The 23,375-nt window shown below is 45.4% G+C and carries 18 protein-coding genes; 8 read left to right on the top strand and 10 right to left on the bottom strand.

What is annotated here, in order from left to right; all coding sequences use genetic code 11:
- Positions 1–22 precede the first annotated feature (22 nt).
- The 3 genes from zapG to degS all read left to right on the top strand — a co-directional run bounded on the left by zapG (position 23) and on the right by degS (position 3,183).
- Positions 23–478, top strand: a complete 456-nt coding sequence (gene zapG, locus AB4507_RS13595; RefSeq protein ID WP_017061432.1) for a Z-ring associated protein ZapG — start codon at positions 23–25, stop codon at positions 476–478.
- A 126-nt stretch (positions 479–604) separates the two neighbouring features.
- Complete coding sequence (locus AB4507_RS13600) at positions 605–1,960, top strand: Do family serine endopeptidase (RefSeq protein WP_017061431.1); 1,356 nt, start codon at positions 605–607, stop codon at positions 1,958–1,960.
- Positions 1,961–2,118: 158 nt separating this feature from the next.
- Complete coding sequence (gene degS / locus AB4507_RS13605; RefSeq protein ID WP_017061430.1) at positions 2,119–3,183, top strand: outer membrane-stress sensor serine endopeptidase DegS; 1,065 nt, start codon at positions 2,119–2,121, stop codon at positions 3,181–3,183.
- A 102-nt stretch (positions 3,184–3,285) separates the two neighbouring features.
- Here degS and parC read toward each other — a convergent pair whose 3' ends face one another.
- From parC to nudF, 6 genes are all read right to left on the bottom strand, one after another.
- Complete coding sequence (parC, locus tag AB4507_RS13610) at positions 3,286–5,544, bottom strand: DNA topoisomerase IV subunit A (protein ID WP_017067236.1); 2,259 nt, start codon at positions 5,542–5,544, stop codon at positions 3,286–3,288.
- Positions 5,545–5,547: 3 nt separating this feature from the next.
- Positions 5,548–7,428, bottom strand: a complete 1,881-nt coding sequence (gene parE, locus AB4507_RS13615; protein WP_017061428.1) for a DNA topoisomerase IV subunit B — start codon at positions 7,426–7,428, stop codon at positions 5,548–5,550.
- Between the two features lie 239 nt (positions 7,429–7,667).
- Positions 7,668–8,273 carry an esterase YqiA gene (gene yqiA / locus AB4507_RS13620; protein ID WP_017061427.1) on the bottom strand — a complete coding sequence of 202 codons (606 nt, stop codon included), beginning with the start codon at positions 8,271–8,273 and terminating at the stop codon, positions 7,668–7,670.
- Between the two features lie 15 nt (positions 8,274–8,288).
- Positions 8,289–9,113 carry a 3',5'-cyclic-AMP phosphodiesterase gene (gene cpdA / locus AB4507_RS13625; protein ID WP_017061426.1) on the bottom strand — a complete coding sequence of 275 codons (825 nt, stop codon included), beginning with the start codon at positions 9,111–9,113 and terminating at the stop codon, positions 8,289–8,291.
- Between the two features lie 59 nt (positions 9,114–9,172).
- Complete coding sequence (locus tag AB4507_RS13630) at positions 9,173–9,613, bottom strand: DUF1249 family protein (RefSeq protein WP_008222561.1); 441 nt, start codon at positions 9,611–9,613, stop codon at positions 9,173–9,175.
- Between the two features lie 4 nt (positions 9,614–9,617).
- Positions 9,618–10,247: an ADP-ribose diphosphatase gene (gene nudF, locus AB4507_RS13635; protein ID WP_372182833.1), complete on the bottom strand. Its 630-nt coding sequence runs from the start codon at positions 10,245–10,247 to the stop codon at positions 9,618–9,620.
- 227 nt (positions 10,248–10,474) lie between these two features.
- Here nudF and tolC point away from each other — a divergent pair, with 227 nt between their 5' ends.
- Entirely contained in the window at positions 10,475–11,800 is a 1,326-nt protein-coding gene (gene tolC, locus AB4507_RS13640) for an outer membrane channel protein TolC (protein ID WP_017061424.1), read from the top strand.
- Between the two features lie 121 nt (positions 11,801–11,921).
- Here the strand turns inward: tolC and hldE are convergent, their stop codons facing one another.
- The 3 genes from hldE to AB4507_RS13655 all read right to left on the bottom strand — a co-directional run bounded on the left by hldE (position 11,922) and on the right by AB4507_RS13655 (position 17,805).
- Positions 11,922–13,352: a bifunctional D-glycero-beta-D-manno-heptose-7-phosphate kinase/D-glycero-beta-D-manno-heptose 1-phosphate adenylyltransferase HldE gene (hldE, locus tag AB4507_RS13645; protein WP_017069485.1), complete on the bottom strand. Its 1,431-nt coding sequence runs from the start codon at positions 13,350–13,352 to the stop codon at positions 11,922–11,924.
- Positions 13,353–13,473: 121 nt separating this feature from the next.
- Positions 13,474–16,323 carry a bifunctional [glutamate--ammonia ligase]-adenylyl-L-tyrosine phosphorylase/[glutamate--ammonia-ligase] adenylyltransferase gene (glnE, locus tag AB4507_RS13650; RefSeq protein WP_372182834.1) on the bottom strand — a complete coding sequence of 950 codons (2,850 nt, stop codon included), beginning with the start codon at positions 16,321–16,323 and terminating at the stop codon, positions 13,474–13,476.
- A 225-nt stretch (positions 16,324–16,548) separates the two neighbouring features.
- Positions 16,549–17,805 (bottom strand): methyl-accepting chemotaxis protein, encoded by a 1,257-nt coding sequence (locus AB4507_RS13655; protein WP_017061421.1) that lies wholly within the window; start codon positions 17,803–17,805, stop codon positions 16,549–16,551.
- Positions 17,806–17,902: 97 nt separating this feature from the next.
- Between AB4507_RS13655 and AB4507_RS13660 the strand changes: the two genes are divergently transcribed.
- Positions 17,903–18,652 (top strand): potassium channel family protein, encoded by a 750-nt coding sequence (locus AB4507_RS13660; protein ID WP_102321461.1) that lies wholly within the window; start codon positions 17,903–17,905, stop codon positions 18,650–18,652.
- A 51-nt stretch (positions 18,653–18,703) separates the two neighbouring features.
- On the opposite strand, the gene AB4507_RS13665 is transcribed toward AB4507_RS13660, so the two are convergent.
- Positions 18,704–20,221: a CYTH domain-containing protein gene (locus AB4507_RS13665; protein ID WP_372182835.1), complete on the bottom strand. Its 1,518-nt coding sequence runs from the start codon at positions 20,219–20,221 to the stop codon at positions 18,704–18,706.
- Between the two features lie 207 nt (positions 20,222–20,428).
- Between AB4507_RS13665 and AB4507_RS13670 the strand changes: the two genes are divergently transcribed.
- From AB4507_RS13670 to AB4507_RS13680, 3 genes are all read left to right on the top strand, one after another.
- Entirely contained in the window at positions 20,429–21,109 is a 681-nt protein-coding gene (locus AB4507_RS13670; protein WP_017069481.1) for a TIGR00153 family protein, read from the top strand.
- Positions 21,110–21,238: 129 nt separating this feature from the next.
- On the top strand, positions 21,239–22,501 hold the full coding sequence (locus AB4507_RS13675; protein ID WP_017061418.1) for an inorganic phosphate transporter: 1,263 nt from the start codon (positions 21,239–21,241) through the stop codon (positions 22,499–22,501).
- Between the two features lie 205 nt (positions 22,502–22,706).
- Positions 22,707–23,318 carry a TIGR04211 family SH3 domain-containing protein gene (locus AB4507_RS13680; protein ID WP_372182836.1) on the top strand — a complete coding sequence of 204 codons (612 nt, stop codon included), beginning with the start codon at positions 22,707–22,709 and terminating at the stop codon, positions 23,316–23,318.
- Positions 23,319–23,375: the final 57 nt, after the last annotated feature.

Raw genomic sequence — 23,375 nt, forward strand, 5'->3', positions numbered from 1 at the left:
AAAACAATAATAAGGAGCTGTTATGCCTTGGATGTATGCCGTTGCCGGTTTACTAGTCGGAGTTATTTTAGGGGTCGCTATTTCTCGTCTCATGACACCTGAATACAAAAAACAAAAGAACGTACAGAAAGAATTGGATAGCGCAAAGTTTGCCCTTGAGCAGCAGCGACAAGAGCTGGCTGATCACTTTGCGAAATCAGCAGAAATGTTGGACACATTAGGTAAAGACTACACAAAACTGTACCAACACATGGAAAAAACAAGCTCAGAGCTGATTCCTAACCTGCCAGAGCAAGATAACCCGTTTGTGAAAACAGCCGCTGCCCATTCGGACAAGCCACAAGAGAAGCCTTCAGTAAAAGAGGCGACACTTGAGGAACAACCGAAAGATTACGCTAATGGCGCAACCGGTTTATTTACAGAGCAGAAGAAAGAAATCATGAATGCTCCCGATGTTGTTACAGCAAAAGCATCGTAAACATTTAACACTTCTGTGAACTTTACAAAGGTTTTTGAGTCATAACTTTCACTCAGGTCATTTGAAACTTATCATACTTATTAAACGTATAAGAGGGTTAAGACCTTAACTAGAGAGGAGTTTATGATGAAAAAACCTTTGCTTGCTTTATCAGTGCTAACTTTAAGCTTAAGTTCAATCATCACCCCCATTAAAGCAACAGCCGCACTGCCATTAAGTGTGGGTAATGAACAATTACCGAGCCTTGCTCCTATGCTTGAACAAGTGACCCCCGCTGTGGTTAGTATTGCCGTAGAAGGCAAACAGGTACAACGTCAGCAAATCCCTGAACAATTTCAATTCTTTTTTGGTCCAGAACAAACACGAGAGCGTCCCTTCCGCGGATTAGGCTCTGGTGTCATCATTGACGCCGAGAAAGGTCATATCGTGACCAATTACCATGTCATTAATGGCGCGGACGATATCAAAGTAAAACTGCATGATGGTCGAGAGTACGATGCTGAGCTAATCGGCGGCGACCAGATGTCTGATATCGCACTGCTAAAATTAGAAGAAGCCAAAAACCTGACCCAGATAAAAGTCGCAGACTCAGACAAACTAAGAGTTGGTGATTTTAGTGTCGCGATCGGTAACCCATTCGGACTTGGGCAAACCGTGACATCCGGTATTGTTTCTGCACTCGGCCGTAGCGGCCTGAATCTAGAAAACTTTGAAAACTTCATTCAAACCGATGCAGCAATCAACAGCGGCAACTCTGGTGGTGCGCTAGTGAACCTTAACGGTGAGCTAATTGGTATCAACACCGCCATTCTTGGCCCTAACGGAGGTAATGTCGGTATCGGCTTTGCAATCCCTTCTAATATGATGACAAACCTGACAGAACAAATTCTCGACTTCGGTGAAGTAAAACGCGGCATGCTTGGCGTTCAAGGCGGAGAAGTGACCTCTGAATTGGCAGAAGCACTCGGTTATGAATCAAGCAAGGGCGCCTTTGTTAGCCAAATCGTCCCTGACAGCGCAGCCGATAAAGCAGGACTGAAAGCGGGCGATATTATTGTCTCTATTAATGGCAAACGCATTGATACCTTCAGCGAGTTAAGAGCTAAGGTCGCAACACTCGGCGCTGGTAAGCAGATTGAACTGGGTGTGGTTCGTGACGGTAAGAGCAAAACCTTTGATGTGACGCTTGGTGAATCCACCAATAATAAAACACAAGCTGAGAAGCTCCATGAAGGACTAGCTGGTGCTGAGTTAACCAACACAACAGAGAGTGACTCTGCAACGGGCGTCAAGGTATCGAATGTTGCTCAAGGTTCACCAGCCGAAGCCTATCAACTCCTGAAAGATGACATCATCATCGGAGTAAACCGCCAGCCCGTTAAGAACCTTGCTGAGTTTAGAGAGATTCTTGAAAAACAACCTGGTGTACTGGCGCTTAATATCCAGCGAGGCGACCGAACTATCTATCTTGTGATTCGATAGTCTTACGTCAGCGCAATTACAGGGAGGCTCAGTAAGTTTGCTTTAAACTTACTCAGTCTCCCTTTTCTTTAGATCAATCAAAATGCTATGCTTCACTTGTAATCAAATCAGTCATCCATTGATGGAGGCTTCACACCTTACTTGTTGAAGAGGGAAACATGCTGTCCTTTCTATTTCGTTCTATTTCCCTTGGACTCGTTTCAGCGGCGCTTATTCTTCTCGCCTTCCCGAGCTTAAGACCAGCGATTGTCGCTGACGTCACTAGCCCTAAAGTCGATAATATTGGCTCTCTTCAGATTTCATTTAACCAAGCAGTTCGCCGCGCGGCGCCTGCAGTGGTTAACATTTATAGCCGTAAATACGCTGAAAGCGATCGAAACAAACTGCTCACACAAGGTTTGGGCTCTGGGGTGATTGTTAGCGAGAAAGGCTACATCATTACCAACTTCCATGTGGTGGCTCAAGCAGACCAAATAGTTGTGGCACTTCAAGATGGCCGAGTAGCAGCTGCGCAACTTGTCGGTTCAGACAAACGCACCGATATCGCGATACTTAGAGTCAGCGGTGATAATCTACCGGTGATCCCACTCAATCCTAATTACAAAGCCAATGTCGGTGATGTTGTACTGGCTATCGGTAACCCATACAACCTAGGTCAAACAACAACCTTTGGTATCATCTCTGCAACCGGCCGTTCTTCGATCAGTGCCGATGGCCATCAAGCCTTTATCCAGACCGATGCGGCAATCAATGAAGGTAACTCAGGTGGCGCACTGGTGAACTCACAAGGTGAGCTAGTCGGTATCAATACCGCCTCTTTCCAGCAAGCTACCGACATGGAAACCTATGGGATCTCATTCGCTATCCCCTATCCGCTTGCTAATAAAATCATGGAAAAGATCATCGCCGATGGTCGTGTGATTCGTGGCTATATTGGTATCGATGGACAAGACATCAACTCAGTCACCTCACGCATGTTGGGTACTAAGAATATCGGCGGGATCGTTGTGTTGGGGATAGACCCTAATGGTCCGGCTGCCGATGCGGGTTTTGAAGCTCAAGACATTATTGTCAGTATCAACGATAACCAAGTAAATGGTCGCCAGAGTGTAATGGACATCGTTACCGACCTGCGACCTGGTACAGTTATCGATGTGGGTATATTGCGCCAAGGTGAAAGCAAAACCTTAAAGGTGACCATCGCCGAAGATACTCGCCTGTAGAGCAAACTCTGTAAGCAATGATTCAAGCTGCTAATACACAAGTACAAAAAACCCAGCTCATAGGCTGGGTTTTCTTTTATCTAAAGATTGTTTCAAGTATCTCTACGATTCACTTTGCTCTTCGATATCGATGCGAGTCACTCGCTGTAGTCCTCTAGGCAGTAGACCACCACGACGACCACGTTCACCACGGAAGTTTTCAAGATCCGCAGGTTTCAAACCAAGCTTACGTTTACCGGCGTAGATAGTCAGCGTCGCATTCTCTGGGATAGCCATAAGATGTGAGACAAACTCTTCACGCTCTTTTGCTTTCGCAGAAGGGATGTTGATGATCTTGTTGCCTTTACCTTTGCTCAGCTGAGGGAGATCTTTAATCGGGAACAACAACATACGACCTTGGTTAGTAATCGCCAGAATCTGATTACTGTCCAAGTCAGCAATAGGGCTTGGCATCATCACTTCAGAAGCTTGTGGCAAGTTAACCAAGGCTTTACCGCTCTTGTTCTTGGACAGCAGATCGCTACCCTTACAAACAAAACCATAACCTGCATCAGAACCGACTAACCATAATTGTTCATTCTCTCCCATCACCACTTGGCGAATAGAAGTACCTGGGCTGACGTTCAAGCGGCCTGTAATTGGCTCACCTTGGCTTCGCGCCGACGGTAATGAATGTGACTCAAGGGAGTAGCTTCGACCATCACTGCCGAGGAACACCGCTTGCTGGTTACTCTTACCCTTAGCACTCGCTAAGAATTTATCACCCGATTTGTAGTTCAAACCTTCAGCGTCCACTTCATGCCCCTTGGCATGACGAATCCAACCTTTCTCAGACAACACAACCGTGATTGGTTCGCTTGGTACTAAGTCGCGCTCTGTTAGCGCTTTCGCTTCAGCGCGCTCAATCAGAGGTGAACGACGATCATCGCCGTATTTATCCGCATCTGCTTGGATTTCTTTCTTGATCAGCGTATTCAAGCGACGCTCTGAACCGAGTAGCTTTTCAAGCTTCTCACGTTCAGCTTCAAGCTCTTCTTGTTCCGCTCGGATTTTAAACTCTTCTAACTTAGCTAAGTTACGAAGTTTAATATCAAGAATCGCATTGGCTTGAATTTCAGAAATGTTGAAACGGCTCATTAGGACAGGACATGGTTCGTCTTCTGTACGAATGATCTCAATCACTTCATCGATATTAAGATAAGCAGCAAGCAAACCTTCTAAGATGTGCAAGCGTGCCAGTACTTTATCTAAACGGTACTGCAAACGACGGCGAACCGTTGTGCGACGGAACTCGATCCACTCTTTCAGGATTTGAACTAAGCCTTTAACTTGAGGACGATTATCTAAACCAATCATGTTCAAGTTAACGCGGAAGTTTTTCTCTAGGTCCGTCGACGCGAACAGGTGACTCATCAATTGGTCACAGTCGATACGATTCGAACGAGGAACGACAACGATACGCGTTGGGTTCTCGTGATCCGATTCATCTCGCAAGTCGTCAACCATTGGCAGCTTCTTAGCGCGCATCTGGTTAGCGATTTGCTCAAGTAACTTCGCACCTGACACTTGATGAGGTAAAGCCGTGATAACAATATCAGAGCCTTCCTTGTGCCAAACCGCGCGCATCTTGATGCTGCCACGTCCAGTACGGTAGATCTTTTCGATGTCCGATTTCGGGGAGATAATCTCAGCTTCAGTCGGGTAATCTGGACCTTGAATGAAACCCATCACGTCTGAAAGCTCAGACTTAGGCGTATCAATTAGGTGAATGGCTGCATTAGCGACTTCACGCACGTTGTGTGGTGGAATATCGGTCGCCATACCTACCGCGATACCTGTAATACCGTTAAGTAGGATGTGAGGTAGGCGAGCAGGCAACATTTGAGGCTCTTTCATCGTGCCATCAAAGTTTGGTTGCCAGTCAACAGTGCCTTGACCTAGTTCACCTAGAAGAACCTCAGCAAACTTAGATAATTTGGCTTCGGTATAACGCATCGCAGCGAACGATTTCGGATCATCAGGAGCACCCCAGTTACCTTGACCATCTACCAATGGGTAGCGGTAAGAGAAAGGCTGCGCCATCAATACCATCGCTTCGTAACAAGCAGAGTCACCATGTGGGTGATACTTACCTAATACGTCACCAACGGTACGTGCTGATTTTTTGTATTTCGATGCAGCCGATAAGCCTAGCTCAGACATCGCGTAGATAATACGACGCTGTACTGGCTTCAAGCCATCACCGATATACGGCAATGCACGATCCATGATCACGTACATTGAGTAATTTAAGTAGGCATCTTCGGTGAACTTGCGCATTGGCAGCTGTTCAACGCCATCATATGTAATTTCGTTAGACATCCATTATACCTCGGCCATATCACCGTTAGTCTGTAGCCATGTACGGCGATCATCTGCACGTTTCTTACCAAGCAGCATGTCCATCATCTCGTTGGTTGCTTCGCTGTCATCAATCGTTAACTGCACAAGGCGACGAGTGTTTGGATCCATGGTGGTTTCACGCAACTGAAGTGGGTTCATTTCACCCAGACCTTTGAATCGTTGCACGTTGATCTTGGCTTTCTTCTGCGATAGTCGCTCAAGCACACCGTCTTTCTCTGCGTCATCGAGTGCGTAGAACACTTCTTTACCGCAATCGATACGATACAGAGGAGGCATTGCCACATAGATATGACCCGCTTCAACTAATGCATGGAAATGGCGAGTAAACAAAGCACACAGCAGTGTCGCGATATGAAGACCATCCGAGTCCGCATCGGCAAGGATACAGATCTTACCGTAACGCAGGCCGGATAAATCATCGTTGTCCGGGTCGATGCCTAGAGCCACCGAGATGTCGTGCACTTCTTGCGAAGCCAATACTTGGTCTGCTGACACTTCCCATGTATTTAGGATCTTACCGCGAAGTGGCATAACTGCTTGGAACTCACGATCACGTGCTTGTTTAGCAGAACCACCCGCCGAGTCCCCTTCCACGAAGAAGATTTCGGTACGGCTTAAGTCTTGAACTGAACAGTCAGTTAGCTTACCCGGCAGTGCTGGACCTGAAGCGATTTTCTTACGCACAACCTTTTTGCTTGCGCGCATACGGCGGTGGGCATTCGCAATACAAGCTTCTGCTAGCTGTTCTGCCAGTTGTGGCTTTTCGTTCAACCACAGGCTAAACGCATCTTTTACCACACCAGACACAAACGCAGCAGTTTGACGTGAAGACAAGCGCTCTTTTGTTTGACCAGCAAACTGCGGATCTTGCATCTTCACCGACAGTACGTACGAACAGCGATCGAAGATATCGTCGCCCGTTAGCTTAACGCCACGCGGCAGCAAATTACGGAATTCACAGAACTCACGCATTGCATCAAGAAGACCTTGGCGAAGACCGTTTACGTGTGTACCACCTTGTTTAGTCGGTACTAAGTTCACGTAACTTTCGGTGATCATGTCGCCGCCTTCTGGCTGCCAGATGATCGCCCAGTTTGCCATTTCTGTTTCAGCGACAAATTCACCAACATACGGTTCTTCAGGCAGTAAGGTGTAACCTTTCACGCCTTCGGCAAGGTAGTCTTTTAGGCCATCTTCATAGAACCATTTATGCTCTTCGCCACCGACTTTGTCGATAAAGGTAATTTCTAAACCTGGGCAAAGCACTGCTTTTGCACGTAGGTTGTTAATCAGACGAAGTGTCGAGAATTTAGGGCTATCGAAGTACTTAGGATCAGGCCAGAAATGTACTGATGTACCACTGTTACGATGACCACAAGTGCCCGTCACAGTAAGCTCTGTTACTGCATGACCGCCTTCAAGTGCGATCTCGTGAACCTGACCTTCTCGGCGTACGGTCACTTCAACACGTTTTGACAGCGCGTTTACAACCGAGATACCTACACCGTGCAGACCACCAGAGAACTTATAGTTGTTATTCGAGAATTTACCGCCAGAGTGGAGCTTAGTTAAAATCAGCTCAACACCTGAGATCCCTTTTTCAGGGTGGATATCGACAGGCATACCACGGCCGTCATCGGTAACTTCTAACGATTGGTCTGCATGAAGTACCACTTTGATCTTCTTAGCGTGTCCCGCTAGTGCTTCATCGACTGAGTTATCAATGACTTCTTGGGCAAGGTGGTTAGGTCTTTCTGTCTCGGTATACATTCCCGGGCGGTGTCGCACAGGGTCGAGACCTTCAAGTACCTCGAGGTCTTTTGCATTATATTGTTCAGTCATAATACGGAGTTTACTCAAAAAGTTTGCGTCAGTTCGCTGGCTCCAGTTTCACTAAAGCAGAATCATTACTATGAACCGTCATAGTAGAGCGAACGAGCGAAGTATTGGGGAATATAGTCTGGAAGCTGAGTAATGATGTCAAGCTAGTTCAAAAACTAAGACATCAAACTATGATATTTCACCATTGATAGATGAAATAACAGGCAAACAAGAGAAAATCACTTGGTTGGTGGAACAGATTAAAGATTTAGAAAGGTGATGATTTGTTGTGGGTAGCGTTCAAAATCAACAAAGCTATGATCCCCGCCCTCTTCTACTGTCTGTGTTGCACCTTGGTACTTCTCTACCGCTTGTCGGTAATCCAGAACTTCGTCTTCCGTTTGCTGAAGTAACCAGAAGTCGCTCGGCTTAGCGATAGCCGAAACCTCTAACGCCTTCAGTTCATCAATATGTTTTGTTTCCAGTACATATCGTTCATCTGTGTATGGGTTTACTTGTTCACCTAAATAGTCAGCAAGAAGCTCATACGGCTTCACTGCTGGGTTTACAACCACCGCTTTAAAACCATAGTGGCTATTCAGCCATGTTGAAAGATAGCCACCCAGCGAGCTACCGACCAACGCTATTTGATATTGCTCTTTGTATTGCTCCACCAGCTGCTGTAAATGAAGTGCCGCTTGTTGAGGGAAACTCGGCAGTTGAGGGGTTACGACTTTAATATCAGCGCGATGCTCCGCACAGTAATCTGCCATCACATTCGCTTTATGAGAACGTGATGAGCTGTTAAATCCGTGAATATAGAGAAGCAGCGATGGCTTATTAGCTTGTTGATTAGAGCCTGGCATCAATAACCGCCTTCATTAGTAACCAGCAGCCTTAAAATCAGGCAAGAACTGCCCATGAGGCAGACGACGAACTTGCGTGCTAACGGTACCGTCTTGATGTAATTCAATCTCTCTCCAGCCCGGAGACAAAGTATCAACCGCGAAGTCATCTGAGTTAGGTTTGAATTGCACACAAGTCGACGGTGTTGCCATGACTTGTACACCATGATGATCTCGGTTCATGTCTTGATGAACGTGACCACACAGTACGGCTTTAACATTGGTGTGCTGTTGAACCACATCCCAAAATTGATCGGCGTCTTTTAGGTTATGTTGATCTAACCATGCGCTGCCAACCAACAATGGATGGTGGTGCAATAGAACCAAGGTATTACGTTCAGGGAACTCCGTCAGCTTCTGTTCTAATAGGTCAAGCTGTTGATCGCTGAGGCGACCATGAGGCACACCAACCACCTGCGAGTCTAGCATCACCATCTGCCAGTTATCGCCTAGCAAGACATGCTCAACACACTGTATTTGTGGTGATGGTAAAACACTGCCCATATTAGGCTTAAAGTCATGGTTCCCTGGCAGCCAATAGCATGGCTTTTCCAAAGGCTGAATCCCTGACTCAAATTTCTGGTACGATTCAGCACTGTGATCTTGAGATATATCACCGGTTGCTAAAATCGCTTGATAGTCAAAGCCCTGACTAACAATGCCATCGACTACAGCACGAAAGCTATCTTGAGTGTTGATGCTTAATAAGCTGCCATTGCTCGGCGCAAATAAATGCGTGTCCGTTAGCTGCACAAGCTTAATAGTGCTCTCATCAAATTTTGAAGTGTGTGATAATTCCAAAATAACAAATCCAGATACGTTACTGTTTAGACTTTAAAAGTGCTGATAAATAGGCTCAATTAAAAGGCAATTGGGGTTCGGCTGATACCCGTTTTTAAACAAAACGTTAACCATTCCCCAAGAAATTTATTCAATTGAAATTTCTCGTCCTTTTGCAGAAGCTTAGTGTTGGGGTAGTCATATTTCGCTTTGACTCGCGAAAAATCCCCGCTAGCGCACACTTCTGCAACTCGAGCGTCGTGATATAGCCTGACAGACATTTTTGGCAAAGGAAACACTGGCATCGCATCACTCTGACATATATCTATTAATGTGGTGTATTTTGTGACCTCATTCACTGTCAATTGATATACCATATTAACGGCTTGGTAACAGCGAACGTCACCAACCTCATGCCCAACCGGTAACAAAGCGTTCAGTTTGGCATAGTTAGTCTCGTAAACTCGCATCAATTCAGCAAGATCAACATGATACGGTTTTTTGACCGCGATATTTGGCATGACGTTAATCTATCCACTCTGACTGTAATTCTTGGTAGTTCAATTGTAGCCACTGTAGCGCAATGATCGTGGCTCCATTTTCAAATACACCATCTTTTACCAACTGATAAGCAGCTTCGCGACTCATCACTTGTACACGAATGTCTTCACCTTCGTAGTCCAATCCGTGTACCCCTTTGGCTGTCGTTGCATCAACACAGCCAACAAAGACGTCGAGCTTTTCAGAGCAACCACCAGATGAAGGATAATACGAAGTAATAGGCAATACAGATCCGACTTCGACTCCGGCTTCTTCCATTGCTTCACGACGAGCGACGTCTTGTGGCGATTCGTCCGTATCAATGATCCCAGCAACAATTTCGTATTGCCATGGGTTCTCATGCTCTAGGGCTCCGACACGGATCTGTTCGACGATCACCACTTCATCACGCACAGGATCATAAGGTAGCAAAGCGGCAGCATGTCCACGCTCAAACATCTCACGCTCTATTGGTTGGCTCCAGCCTCCCTCAAATAGTCTATGTTTAAATGTGTACTTGACCATTTTGAAAAAACCACGAAACAGCGTCTCTTTTGAGACTATTTCCACATCTTGCGGAGTAAACTCATATCGTTGATTGTCATACTGTTGCATTTGGTACCTCACTAAGTGATCTTTATAGTTTACTCATTGTCCGAGTTAACTACCAAGGATAAGGTTCAACTTTTTATATAAAATTTATAATTAAAGTTAAGCTTTAAAAAATAAATATTGCACAAGTGGACAGTTAACTGTAAAAAAGTGCAAAGTTTCGAGTAAATTACCACCAAACTGGGTTAAACTCTTCTAAAGAAAATTCCATAAAAGGCAGGAATAGGAAAATGAAAAAACTGCTTCCACTATTTATCAGTGCAGCAATTGGCAGCCTGAGTTCGTCAGCTTTTGCTGATACGCTAGCTGAAGTTTACGACCAAGCAAAACAGAACGATCCACAACTTCTTCGTTCAGCAGCGCAGCGCGATGCCGCTTTTGAAGCAGTAACGTCAAGTCGTAGCTCTTTGTTACCGCAAATCAACCTAACAGCAAACTACGACATTAATCGTGGTGATCGAGATACATCAGGTGTTGGTAATTCAAGCATTGATAACAACACTTGGGGAGCTGCTATCGGCTTCAGCCAAGAGCTTTACCAGCGTTCTTCATGGATCACACTAGATACGGCAGAGAAAACCGCTCGTCAATCTGATTCAGCTTACGCGGCAGAACAACAAGCCTTGATCCTTCGTGTTGCGACAGCATACTTCGAAGTGCTTCGCGCTCAAGATAACCTAGAATTTGTTCGTGCAGAGAAAGCAGCGGTTGCTCGTCAACTAGAACAAACTAAGCAACGTTTTGAAGTAGGTCTTTCAGCAATCACCGATGTACATGATGCGCAAGCTCAGTACGATGGTGTTTTGGCTGATGAAGTTCTTGCAGAGAACGACCTAACGAATAGCTACGAAGGTCTTCGTGAGATTACAGGTCAGGAACACTCTAACCTAAGCATCCTAGATACTGATCGTTTCTCAGCAAGCAAATCTTCTGAGTCTGCAGTTGCACTTGTTGAACAAGCAGAACAAAAGAACCTTAGCTTATTGGCTGCACGTATCTCTCAAGACGTAGCAAAAGACAACATCTCTCTAGCAAGCTCTGGTCACCTACCAAGCTTAACCCTAGATGGTAGCTACGCTGTTTCAGATCAATCAAACAGCACCCAAGATTACGACCAAGACAACCTAAACATTGGTTTGAACTTAGTTGTACCTCTATACACAGGTGGTAACACAACTTCATTGACTAAACAGGCTGAATACAACTACGTTGCAGCAAGTGAAGATCTAGAAGCAACTTACCGTAGCGTTGTAAAAGACGTACGTGCATTCAACAACAACATCAGCGCTTCGATCGGTGCTCTACGCGCTTACGAACAGTCTGTAGTTTCTGCTCAGTCTGCTCTAGAAGCAACAGAAGCTGGTTTTGATGTAGGTACTCGTACTATCGTTGACGTACTAGATTCGACTCGTCGTCTATATGATGCGAACAAAAACCTTTCAGATGCTCGTTACAACTACATCCTAAGTGTACTTCAGCTTCGTCAAGCAGTTGGTACGCTAAGCGAACAAGACATTGTTGATGTAAACGCAGGTCTAAAAGTAGCAAGTAAGTAACTCTTAATTACTCAAGTTACCGTTACAAAAATGCCGCTCATTGAGCGGCATTTTTATTATCGATTAAAGCGAGATTTACTGCCTAACTAAAAGCTTAACGCCAAAAACTAAAAACTAAAAACTAGCCTCGACCACCTTTAATCGCTTTAATGATTTCAGTGGTAGAGCAACCATCTTCAAAGTTAAGTACTTTCACTTCACCACCAGCAGCAATCACTTCCGCACCACCAGCAATCTCTTCAGGCTTGTAATCACCACCTTTCACAAGAATGCTTGGCAGTACCTCAGAGATTAAACGTTGAGGGGTATCTTCAGAGAATGGCACAACCCAATCAACTGCACCTAAGCCAGCCAATACCGCCATACGACGATCAGTTGGGTTCACAGGGCGACCAGGGCCTTTCAAGCGTTTCACTGATTCATCGGTATTTACCGCAACGATCAAACGATCGCCCAGCTCAGCCGCGTGATTCATGTAAGAAACATGACCAGCATGTAGAATATCAAAGCAGCCATTAGTCATAACTACCTTCTCGCCTTTCGCACGAGCACGCTTCACCGCTTCAACCAGTGCCGCTTCTGAGATCACACCGTAGTCTGTGTCTTGACTGCCGTGAATCGCTTCAGCTAGCTCTATCGTGGATAACGTTGACGTACCTAGCTTACCAACAACGACACCAGCTGCAGCGTTCGCTAATGCACACGCCTCATCCAATGGCTTACCAGCTGCAACAGACGCAGCCAGTACTGAGATAACCGTATCACCAGCACCAGTTACGTCGTACACTTCTTTCGCTTGGGTTGGCAAGTGGAATGGTGCCTGACCTTTACGTAATAAAGTCATACCATTTTCACTGCGAGTCACCAATAGAGCTTCAAAGTCATACTTCTCGATCAAGGCAATACCCTTCTCGATAAGATCTTCTTCTGATTTCACTTTACCTGCAACCAGCTCAAACTCTGCCATGTTTGGTGTAAGTAATGTCGCACCACGGTAGCGCTCTAAATCCGCGCCTTTGGGATCGATGAATACAGGAACATTGGCTGCGCGTGCTTTTTGAATGAAGCTCTGTACATGCTCTAATGCACCTTTCGCGTAATCTGACAAGATAACCGAACGTACATTTGGTAGGGCTTGCTCCATGCGAGACAGAATAAGCTCTGGGTTGGTGTTTTCGAATTTGTCTTCAAAATCCAAGCGAATCAACTGCTGACCACGGCTCATCACTCGTAGTTTGGTGATGGTTGGATAGTCTTCTAACTCAACGAAATCACACTTAACCTTCAGAGCACCTAAAGTGCTTTTCAACACCTCAGCAGGCTCATCTTTACCAGTCAAACCAACAACATGAGCATGCCCACCAAGAGAGGCAATGTTCATTGCTACGTTGGCAGCACCACCAGGACGCTCTTCGTTATTTTCTACTTTCACAACGGGGACTGGTGCTTCTGGTGAAATACGGCCAGTTGGGCCATACCAGTAACGGTCAAGCATTACGTCACCGACAATAAGAACACCTGATTGGCTGTAGTCAGGTAGAATTGGTTTCATTGTTGAGCTCCAAAAATCGAATCTGGCTAGAGTCTAGCACACTGATTACAGTGGCTAAACTACAGATAAATGAGTAAAAGCCTATCAAGATAAACATAGCACTCGCTACGCTATGACTGAATTATGCTTCCATCCACTGCTTCCATGCCTGAACAACATGTTCTCTTTCCATTTCGAACTTTTCAATCGCCACATCCGCATCAAGGTTAAGTAGATTACGGTGGTGGATTTCATCCCTTAATGTGGTGTACGCATTGGTCAATGCCATACCTTGTTGCTCGTCCATTATCCCTTGCGACAACAAGCTTTCAAAGATTCTCACATTGTCACACCAACGAGTAAGCTTAGGTTTCTCATTACTGTATCTAAGCACTAAATATTGCGCTAAGAATTCAATATCGGTAATACCACCCGCATCTTGTTTAAGCATGAATCGATCGGCTTTTTTACCGCCTAAATGGCCACGCATTTTTTCACGCATATCCACAACTGACTTTTTGAGTGTTGCCTCATCTCGTGGCAAGCACAAAACCTCATGCCTAGTTTTGTTAAACGCAGATACCAATAAGTCATCACCGTAAATCATACGAGCACGAGTGAGGGCCTGGTGCTCCCATGTCCACGCGTCATTGTGCTGATACTCGTCAAAGGCATCGGTTGGACTCACCAATAGACCAGATGCACCAGAAGGGCGTAGGCGAGTATCGACTTCGTACAAAATGCCAGAAGCAGTTCTGGTCGAGAAAATATGAATAATACGCTGCGCTAATCTTAAGTAGAATTGGCGTCCATCGATCTCTTTCTTTCCATCAGTATAGATGTGTACCGGGCAGTCGTGCATGAACACGATATCAAGATCGGAGTTATAACCAAGCTCCCAACCACCGACTTTGCCATAACCAACGACAGCAAAACCGCGACCTTCGCGATCTTTAACATGGGTCGGTTCACCAAACTTGGCGGATACTTGTAACCAAGCTTGATTGACCCCCGCCTCCACAATGGCTTCTGCTAAGTAGGTCAGGTGATCACTGACCTTCATGACAGGTAGAGCACCCGCAATATCCGCGGCTGCAATTCTCAATATACAGGTCTGCTTAAACTGACGCAGACCTTCCATCTGTTGCTCCATATCATCTTCAGGGATACGGGCTAGATAATCACGCAACTCGGTCTTGTAAGACTCTAAAGGCACGGGATTGTAGAGTTGCTGAGGGTCGATAAGTTCATCTAACAGAATTGGATAACGACCCAACTGCTCCGAAATCATCGGGCTTGCCGTACACAGGCGAACTAGCTGAGTCAACGCGGCAGGGTGTTCATCTAGTAGTTCAAGGTAAGTGGTACGCGTAACGATTTTATGCAGCAGATGCAGTACTCGCGACAAACCAAACTCGGCATCCTTAGCGGTGTACAGCGCTTGAAACACTTTCGGCATCAGTCGATTGAGGACTTCCCGCCCACGAGGGCCAAGAGTCTTTTTAGCCAAATCGGCTTTAAACTGAATGATCGTTTTCGCCGCATCAGGCGGGCTCGCGACCGCAATGTCGTGTTCCAACACGTGCTCAATTACATCGGGTTTATGGGCCATATCCCACAACTCGCTAAAGTGGCTCGCGATCGGATTAGCGTCATCTTCATCAACGCCAATTAGGTCTTCGAACACGGTATGTACATTCGCCATATGAGCACGAGTTGCCGCAATCAAGCTATCCCAATCGGAAAATTGCATGGCAACGGCAAGCTGCAGTTGTTCGAATTCGCCGTCAGGTAAGGTTTGAGTTTGCTTATCAGCCATGGCTTGTAACAGGTTCTCAAGGCGACGCAAAAACAGATAAGCTTCACGTAGGTGCCCCACCTCTTCAGACTCTAGCAGATGAAGGGATTCAATCGCACTTAAGGTTTCGAGTAACCCTCGACCGCGTAAGCTAGGCTCGCGTCCACCACGAATCAATTGGAAGACTTGTGCGATAAACTCAACTTCACGAATACCACCAGAGCCAAGCTTGATGTTGTTCGAGAGACCACGACGACGCACTTCGCTGCTGATCATAGACTTCATTCGGCGCAGAGATTGAATCGCACTAAAATCAATATAACGGCGGAACACAAACGGGCGTAGCATTTGGCGAAGCTCTTGATACTCAGGGTACATCTCACTGCCCATCACGCGCGCTTTAACCATAGCGTAGCGTTCCCAATCGCGACCTTGTTCTTGATAGTAATCTTCTAGCGCAGCGTAACTCATGACCAGTGGACCACTCTCACCGAATGGACGCAGGCGCATGTCTACTCGATAACAGAATCCATCGAAGGTTTGCTGATCAAGCGCCTTAATAATACGTTGCCCGAGACGTGTAAAGAACTGCGCATTGGCAATGCTGCGTCTTGCACCTTGGGTTTCACCATTCTCTGGGTAGGTGAAGATCAGATCGATATCGGAAGAGAAGTTAAGCTCACCGCCCCCTAGCTTGCCCATACCAATGATCAACATCGGCTGTGCTTCGCCTTGTTCATTACAAGGTGTGCCCCACTCTTTACAACAAATATCGTACTGCCATTGGTAGGTTTCGAAGATCATCGCCTCAGCCAACATCGATAGATGATTTAGGCTCTGCTCTAGCTCCCACGAACCCATAAAATCACGCCAAGCAATGTAGGTCATTTCTCGATTTCGGAATTGACGCAGCACGCGCTGACCGCTCATTTCATCGGTGCAACTAGAAAGTAATTCAGCCAAGCGTTCTCGGTATCCTTCAGCGCGTTCTTCGCATGCCAACATATTAGGTAAGTCACCACATAAAACCGTATCACGCTGCAGGCAATCACCAATAAAACAGCTTAAACCGAGTACACGTTTAAGATCTTCAGTCAGTGGCTCAGACCAAGTATTGATGGCTTCACTTTGATGCTCTAATAATTGCTCAAAAGCAGACTGGGAGTGAGTGATGAGTTGAGAAGGCAATGGCATGTTTCTTCCTTGTATAAGCTGCGCGCCGAACAATCGGTTTATCGATTCAGTTCTTCAATAACGAGTTTTCATAACTAAAGATAAGTTATACCAAAGTTACGCCAATAAAAAACGCCCACATTAGCAATGTGGGCGTTTTATCGATTAACTTATCTGGTTGAGCTTACAACCGAGAAACAGTCTCTGGGAATTAGCCTTTGACGGATGAAGATTGGGTGCTGAGGACTAAACCTTAAATTGCTTAATCTTACCGTCGAGTTCTTGCGCGTTACTTTCCATAAGCTGAGAGGTCTCGAGCAGTTCACCAACCACCACAACTGAAGCTTCAACAAGCTCGCGTACATTGGTCAGGTTGACGCTCATCTCTTCAGCAACACTGCTCTGTTGGCCTGCAGCGGTCGCGATCTGGAAGTTCATATCATTGATTTGATTGACTTGGCTTACAATGCCGTCAAGCTCACTTCCCGCGTTAGTCACCAGATCAACACCTTCAGCCGCTTCAACAACACTCTTCTCCATCAGTTCTACCGCAGAGTTAGCGCTGCTTTGTAGATGACTGATCATGTCTTGAATCTCTACCGTCGCTTGCTGAGTGCGCTGTGCAAGGTTACGAACCTCATCAGCAACAACCGCAAAACCACGACCCGCTTCACCGGCACGTGCCGCTTCAATTGCAGCGTTCAATGCTAGTAGGTTTGTCTGTTCTGAAATGCCTTGGATAGTACCAACCACACTGCCAATTGAGTCAACGCGTTCTTCTACTTGGTTTACCGCTGCTGCAGATGCTGCGATATCTGAAGATAACTCACTCATCTTAGACACTGATCCTTGAACGAACTTCTGACCAGTAAGAGCTTGGCCTGATGCCTGTTCAGTCAATGACGAAGCGCTTTGTGCATGCTCAGCGACAGTTTGTACCGTAGAAGTCATCTCACTCATTGCTGTTGCCAGTTGATCGATCTCGTTGAACTCTTCTTGAGCTGACTCTTTGGTTTCAGACATGCTGATGGTCATCACTTCCGTCAGAGCAAACAGCTCATCAGAAGAGGCCACCTGAGTTTTGATCATGTCGTTCAGTTGGACGCGAGTTTTTTCAAGTTCGCGTGCCACATCGCCGTATTCATCTTTACAGTCCATTTGAATCGGCACTGATAAGTTCTTATCTGCCATGGTTTTAATGGCGTCATTAAGGTATTGAGTCTGGCGCAGCATAACGCGCGCCGCTGCTAACAGAAGAACCACAAACACAATGATCATCAAGGCTGTTTGCCAAGCCACTTGAACTAGGTAAGTCTCGTAATGCTGTTGTGCGACTTGCGCATTGTTCGTTACAGCAAGCAATGAATCGTAAAACGTACTTGCGTCCCATAGCTGCTTCGAAATGATCAAGATAGTGCTGAATATCATCAACATGACCATTTTTGGAACGAGACGAACGTCAGAGATTACCCTTTCCCACGGCTTGAATGACAGTTTAGTCATTGTCAGTTCTCCATTAATTCTTATATATTGATGGCTTCTATATCCGCGAGGTGGCTATGTCAGTCAAAGTTCGCGATTTATTTTGAGCCTCGTATGAATGTTGAATAATACCAAAGACGCCACCAAGCCGATGAGCTTATTGTCACTGATTCTCTCTTTCTTAGCGTTATTTGTGATCTCAGGCTTATTGTTCGTACCGATCGATAAAGAATCGAAACAAGTCCTTATCGGCCTCGATTTTATAATCTGTAGTGTTTTTCTTTTTCAGCTCACAATTGATCTATTTAGATCACAAAACAAAAAAGAATTTCTAAAAGTACACTGGATCGATTTCTTAGCAAGTATCCCAATGATCGAGCCTCTTCGTTTCGCCCGTATTTTTCAAATTCTGCGAGTCATCTTAGTTCTGCGTTCAAGTAAACGTATTTTCAGAGAGTTATTTCGTAATAGGAAAGAGACCACTTTCGCTTCCATCATTCTGCTTTTGGTGATCTTACTGACTATCGGTGCTGGCACGATCCTGCTATTGGAACACAAAGATCCGAACGCCAACATCACTACAGGTCATGATGCTTTATGGTGGGCGTTTGTGACCATCAGTACTGTGGGTTATGGCGACCATTACCCAGTGACAACTTCCGGTCAGTTAGTGGCTTCAATGGTGATCATCTGTGGTGTCGGTGTGTTTGGTATGATTTCAGGCTTGATTACTTCTTTGATCACCTCCCCAACTCATCATGAGAATCAACGAGCGGAAAACAAAGAGAAACACCTTGAGAAGATCATCGAGCAGCAACAGAAAATCTTAGAGCGACTCGAAAAACTTGAGCAACAAACAAAAAAATAGGGCCGGAGCCCTATTTTCAAATTCATACTTCTATTGATACAGGTATCGAGTTTAGTCTTGCCAGTATGGCTCAACCTCAACACTGATTTGGCGTGTCTGTTCCATCGCATGCAGAATGGACACTTCTTGACGAGCTAACCAACGCTCTAGCTGAAGCTTCTCATCGCCTTCCAGCTTCTCAGTCAAAGGCTCTAATGTTTTAAGTGCCAGCAAGTCATCAATGCCTTGCACCATATCGGCCCAAGGTAAACGGAAACTGTTTCGTTCATCGTCATCATACAAACTCGCGAAACCAACGCCAGAATACAGATTACGCATCAAACGGTATTGCTGATCAATATACGCTTGGCTGGTCATCACTCGCTCTGGCGGGAAAGCTTCCATCAAATCGGCCCATGTGCGATCGAGTTGCTGCACGGAAAACCATTCGATACCACGAGCCATTTGCTCACGTGCTTTTTCATCTAAGAAAGGTTGCCAGCCACGAGACAAGATCCAACGGCTCAGATCTAATAATAACCCAGTGTATCGAGCAGAACTCAGCAAGGTAAGCAGATCTTCACGATCTGGCAGTTGCTCTTGCATCTCTTTAAGCTCAGCGACTAAGAACTTACGCGCATCGAGTTTACGTAGTACATGGCCTTTATCTTCCAGCAAGTCTTCGAAGTGATCATAGCTTTTCAGCCAGTCGAGCTCTTGCTCAAGCCACTTCAACTCTTGACGTAAAATCGCACTCGCGCGTCTAGGGACAATGCCGCCATAGATAGTGAAAGTTTGGCGAATAAAACTCAGCGAGTGACTGATCTCATGCAAAGCTTCAATCGATTGACGCTCTGTGAAAATCTGCTCGTGATAATGCCAATGAGCGAGAGCATGCTCTAAAGATTGAATAAAACACGATTCAACGGTATCACTTTTGTCAGTATCAACTAAGGTCAAAGGAGTAACTTCATCTCCTTGATAACCTTGAGCAAGACGGTAACCCTTAGCTGCTTTACTTAGGTTACCCAAACGCATGCCACCTTGTTCGCAGAATTGGCGAGACAATGTAAATAGCGCATCCGTTTGACCGGATTTAAGTTCCAATTCGACTTCGCAAATCGGTTCTTGCAGGTCGCCTGATTCAACAAAGCCTTGATCGAATGCGACCTCGACTTGGCTACCATCAGGCATACCAATCAACCACTGCTCACGCGTGAAGTTGGTAGAGAACAGAGGAGTCAGCTCAGCTTGCAACGTTTCGATGTCTTTACCTGTTGGCCAGATATCCTCTCGGTGCAGGGCTAGCTTAGGTTCGTTGCTGTCGTGTTCTGCATTGTATTCAGGCCTTTGATGCAGGCCAGCAACCACACGACCAGCAGTCTTTACGGTTTGTACAAATACGTCATCAAAGCGTCGAATGCGTAAGCCTGTATCGTGCTTACGTAGCCAGTTGTCAGCGGTGTCAAAGTAGATGTTACCTAGCTCACGACAACTGTGCTGAAGTACTTTAGTTTCAGCAATTTTATTGCGTAAAGTCTCTGAAAATTCAGGAGAAACAAAAAACTTCAGTTCTATCTCGGTTTCCATAGTTATACCTTTCTGTGAAGATAGGGACAGGATATTGCCAATTTGAAAAGTCGGCAAGTCAGAAATATCGCCCTTATGATGATCTAAAACAGTTTTAATGAGAGATTGATTAGGTTAACATGCGCGACTTTGTAGCCATCGCTTAACATTTCACCATGAATATGGTGTATGTTGTTTTAAGGTTATTATTTATTAGGTTGGATGACCATGCCAGTAAATACAATTATGGGGTTATTTGCAAAGTCCCCAATTAAACCTTTGCAGCGTCACGTAGTATGCGTGAACGAATGTTGTTCTCACCTAGTTAATTTTTTTGAAGTTTCTTCAAAAGGTAACTGGGAAAAAGCATCAGAAATTCGAGCTCAAATTTCTCACCTTGAGAAAGAAGCTGACGTACTAAAACGTGAAATTCGCCTTAAACTTCCTCGTGGTTTGTTTATGCCAGTTGATCGCACCGATATGTTGGAGCTATTAACTCAACAAGACAAACTCGCAAACCTAGCGAAAGACATTGCTGGCCGTGTATATGGTCGTCAACTTGTCATTCCTGCTCCTATGCAAGAAAACTTCATCGCTTACGTTAAACGTTGTCTAGATGCAGCGAACCAAGCACAAAACGTAATCAATGAATTAGACGAATTACTTGAGACTGGCTTTAAAGGCCGTGAAGTAACACTCGTTGCCGAAATGATTCATCAATTAGATGTAATTGAAGATGACACGGATGCGATGCAGATCGAACTACGCCAACAACTAATGGCAATTGAAGGCGATCTGAATCCAGTTGATATCATGTTCTTATACAAAATTCTTGAATGGGTTGGTGGTATTGCAGATCAAGCACAGCGTGTAGGCGCTCGTCTTGAAGTAATGCTTTCTCGATCTTAAATCATACGTTAACCCATATAACGAAGAGCATTTTTTGAACAAACCACTTATGCGCTGAGTATTCCTCTCGCTGAGCGGTTTTTTGCGTCTAAATTTGTTCCGCTTGTTATCAAACAACTAGGTATTACGATGGATATCCTTGCTAACTACGGCACTGTCCTGATTATTGTTGCAGCAGCTTTCGGTTTCTTGATGGCTATTGGTATTGGTGCAAATGACGTTGCGAACGCAATGGGCACCTCTGTAGGCTCTAAAGCTTTAACCGTTAAACAAGCGATCATTATCGCAATGATCTTTGAATTCGCAGGTGCTTACCTTGCGGGCGGCGAAGTAACAGACACGATCCGTAAAGGTGTTATCGAAACGTCTCTATTCGCTCATCAACCAGATGTACTTGTGTACGGCATGATGTCAGCACTTCTTGCTGCTGGTACATGGCTACTTCTCGCTTCTTACATGGGCTGGCCGGTTTCTACGACTCACTCAATCATCGGTGCAATCATCGGTTTTGCGTGTATTTCTGTAGGTACTGAAGCTGTAGACTGGAACAGTGTTCAAGGTATTGTGGGTAGTTGGATTATCACACCCGTTATTTCCGGCTTCTTCGCTTACGTCATATTTGTAAGTGCTCAACGACTGATTTTTGATACAGAGAACCCGCTATTTAACGCGAAACGCTTTGTACCGGTATACATGTTCATTACAACAATGGTAATTGCACTTGTAACCATCAAGAAAGGCCTTAAGCACGTTGGTCTTCACCTAAGCAACACTGAAGCATGGGTTTGGGCTGCTGGCGTTTCTGCGCTTGTAATGATCGGCGGTTACCTATACATCCAGAAGAAATTCGCTAACCGCGAAGAAGACCACGGCTTTGCAGGTGTTGAAGGCATCTTCTCTGTACTCATGGTTATCACAGCTTGTGCGATGGCATTTGCACACGGTTCAAACGACGTTGCGAACGCGATTGGTCCACTGTCTGCTGTTGTATCAACCGTTGAGCACATGGGTGAAATCACAGGTAAGAGTACTATCGCATGGTGGATTCTTCCTCTAGGTGGATTCGGTATCGTTGTTGGTCTTGCAACAATGGGTCATAAAGTAATGGCAACCGTTGGTACTGGTATTACAGAACTAACACCAAGCCGTGGCTTTGCTGCACAACTTGCAACTGCATGTACGGTTGTACTAGCTTCAGGTACTGGCCTTCCAATCTCTACTACACAAACACTCGTTGGTGCTGTTTTAGGTGTTGGTTTTGCTCGTGGTATCGCAGCACTAAACTTAGGCGTTGTACGTAATATCGTGGCTTCTTGGATTGTGACACTACCTGCAGGTGCTCTACTTGCTGTTGTGTTCTTCTACGGAATTCAAGCTGCGTTTACTATGTAATCGCGACTGCGTTAGTGAATACTAGCGTCAGAACAGTGTGAGCTTCAGTAACGATATGTAAATGCCATGTCATTATTGACTCAAACGCACAGAAAGGGAGGCTTTGCCTCCCTTCTTTGTTGCACCGCATAAAGAAACTAAATATTATTTGCTGATTGAGGCTGACTCATACGCCTACCCAATTTGAATCGTTAAGGGATTTACTGTGAAAAAACTGATTAGCTTAGTTTTGTTCGCAATGCTTGCGGCTCCAGCTGCCTTTGCACAAGACCGTTATATTGCTGACAAACTATTTACTTATATGCATTCTGGCCCAAACAACACATTCCGTATCATCGGTAGTGTTGATGCTGGTGAAAAGGTTACATTCCTACAAACTAACAAGAGTACGGGTTACACCCAAATTCAAGACAACCGTGGCCGTAAAGGTTGGGTTGAAAGCAAGTTTGTAAGCACTCAAGAAAGCATGGCACTGCGTATGCCTAAGCTAGAGAAAGAGCTGACGGAAGTTAAAGGCAAGCTAGCGAATGCTCGTCAGAGTGCTGACAGCGAAAAAGCTGGCCTAGCAAGCTCTCTAGATTCTCGTAACAAGCAGATTGCTGAACTAGAACAGAACTACAGTGAAATTAGCCAACAGCTAACGAGTTCTCAAACAGAGAACCGTGAACTGCGCGCTAAGCTAGACACTCAAAAAGACGACCTACTATTGAAGTACTTCATGTACGGTGGTGGTGTTGCGGGTATTGGTCTACTTCTAGGCCTTGTTCTGCCACACATCATGCCTCGTCGCAGAAAATCACCAAACGGTTGGGCGTAGACGTAACGCTTGTATTAGGTACAGTAAATTCAGTATCGATGTCTCGTCCTAAAATAC

It is taken from the genome of Vibrio sp. 10N.222.54.A3 (assembly GCF_041474095.1).
In the GTDB taxonomy this organism is placed as follows: Bacteria; Pseudomonadota; Gammaproteobacteria; order Enterobacterales; family Vibrionaceae; genus Vibrio; species Vibrio crassostreae_C.

Excerpts from the sequence above, each read along its gene's own strand:
- zapG (WP_017061432.1), top strand. The coding sequence starts at position 23 with ATGCCTTGGATGTATGCCGTTGCCGGTTTACTAGTCGGAGTTATTTTA.
- AB4507_RS13600 (WP_017061431.1), top strand. The coding sequence starts at position 605 with ATGAAAAAACCTTTGCTTGCTTTATCAGTGCTAACTTTAAGCTTAAGT.
- degS (WP_017061430.1), top strand. The coding sequence starts at position 2,119 with ATGCTGTCCTTTCTATTTCGTTCTATTTCCCTTGGACTCGTTTCAGCG.
- parC (WP_017067236.1), bottom strand. The coding sequence starts at position 5,544 with ATGTCTAACGAAATTACATATGATGGCGTTGAACAGCTGCCAATGCGC.
- parE (WP_017061428.1), bottom strand. The coding sequence starts at position 7,428 with ATGACTGAACAATATAATGCAAAAGACCTCGAGGTACTTGAAGGTCTC.
- yqiA (WP_017061427.1), bottom strand. The coding sequence starts at position 8,273 with ATGCCAGGCTCTAATCAACAAGCTAATAAGCCATCGCTGCTTCTCTAT.
- AB4507_RS13630 (WP_008222561.1), bottom strand. The coding sequence starts at position 9,613 with ATGCCAAATATCGCGGTCAAAAAACCGTATCATGTTGATCTTGCTGAA.
- nudF (WP_372182833.1), bottom strand. The coding sequence starts at position 10,247 with ATGCAACAGTATGACAATCAACGATATGAGTTTACTCCGCAAGATGTG.
- tolC (WP_017061424.1), top strand. The coding sequence starts at position 10,475 with ATGAAAAAACTGCTTCCACTATTTATCAGTGCAGCAATTGGCAGCCTG.
- hldE (WP_017069485.1), bottom strand. The coding sequence starts at position 13,352 with ATGAAACCAATTCTACCTGACTACAGCCAATCAGGTGTTCTTATTGTC.
- glnE (WP_372182834.1), bottom strand. The coding sequence starts at position 16,323 with ATGCCATTGCCTTCTCAACTCATCACTCACTCCCAGTCTGCTTTTGAG.
- AB4507_RS13655 (WP_017061421.1), bottom strand. The coding sequence starts at position 17,805 with ATGACTAAACTGTCATTCAAGCCGTGGGAAAGGGTAATCTCTGACGTT.
- AB4507_RS13660 (WP_102321461.1), top strand. The coding sequence starts at position 17,903 with ATGTTGAATAATACCAAAGACGCCACCAAGCCGATGAGCTTATTGTCA.
- AB4507_RS13665 (WP_372182835.1), bottom strand. The coding sequence starts at position 20,221 with ATGGAAACCGAGATAGAACTGAAGTTTTTTGTTTCTCCTGAATTTTCA.
- AB4507_RS13670 (WP_017069481.1), top strand. The coding sequence starts at position 20,429 with ATGCCAGTAAATACAATTATGGGGTTATTTGCAAAGTCCCCAATTAAA.
- AB4507_RS13675 (WP_017061418.1), top strand. The coding sequence starts at position 21,239 with ATGGATATCCTTGCTAACTACGGCACTGTCCTGATTATTGTTGCAGCA.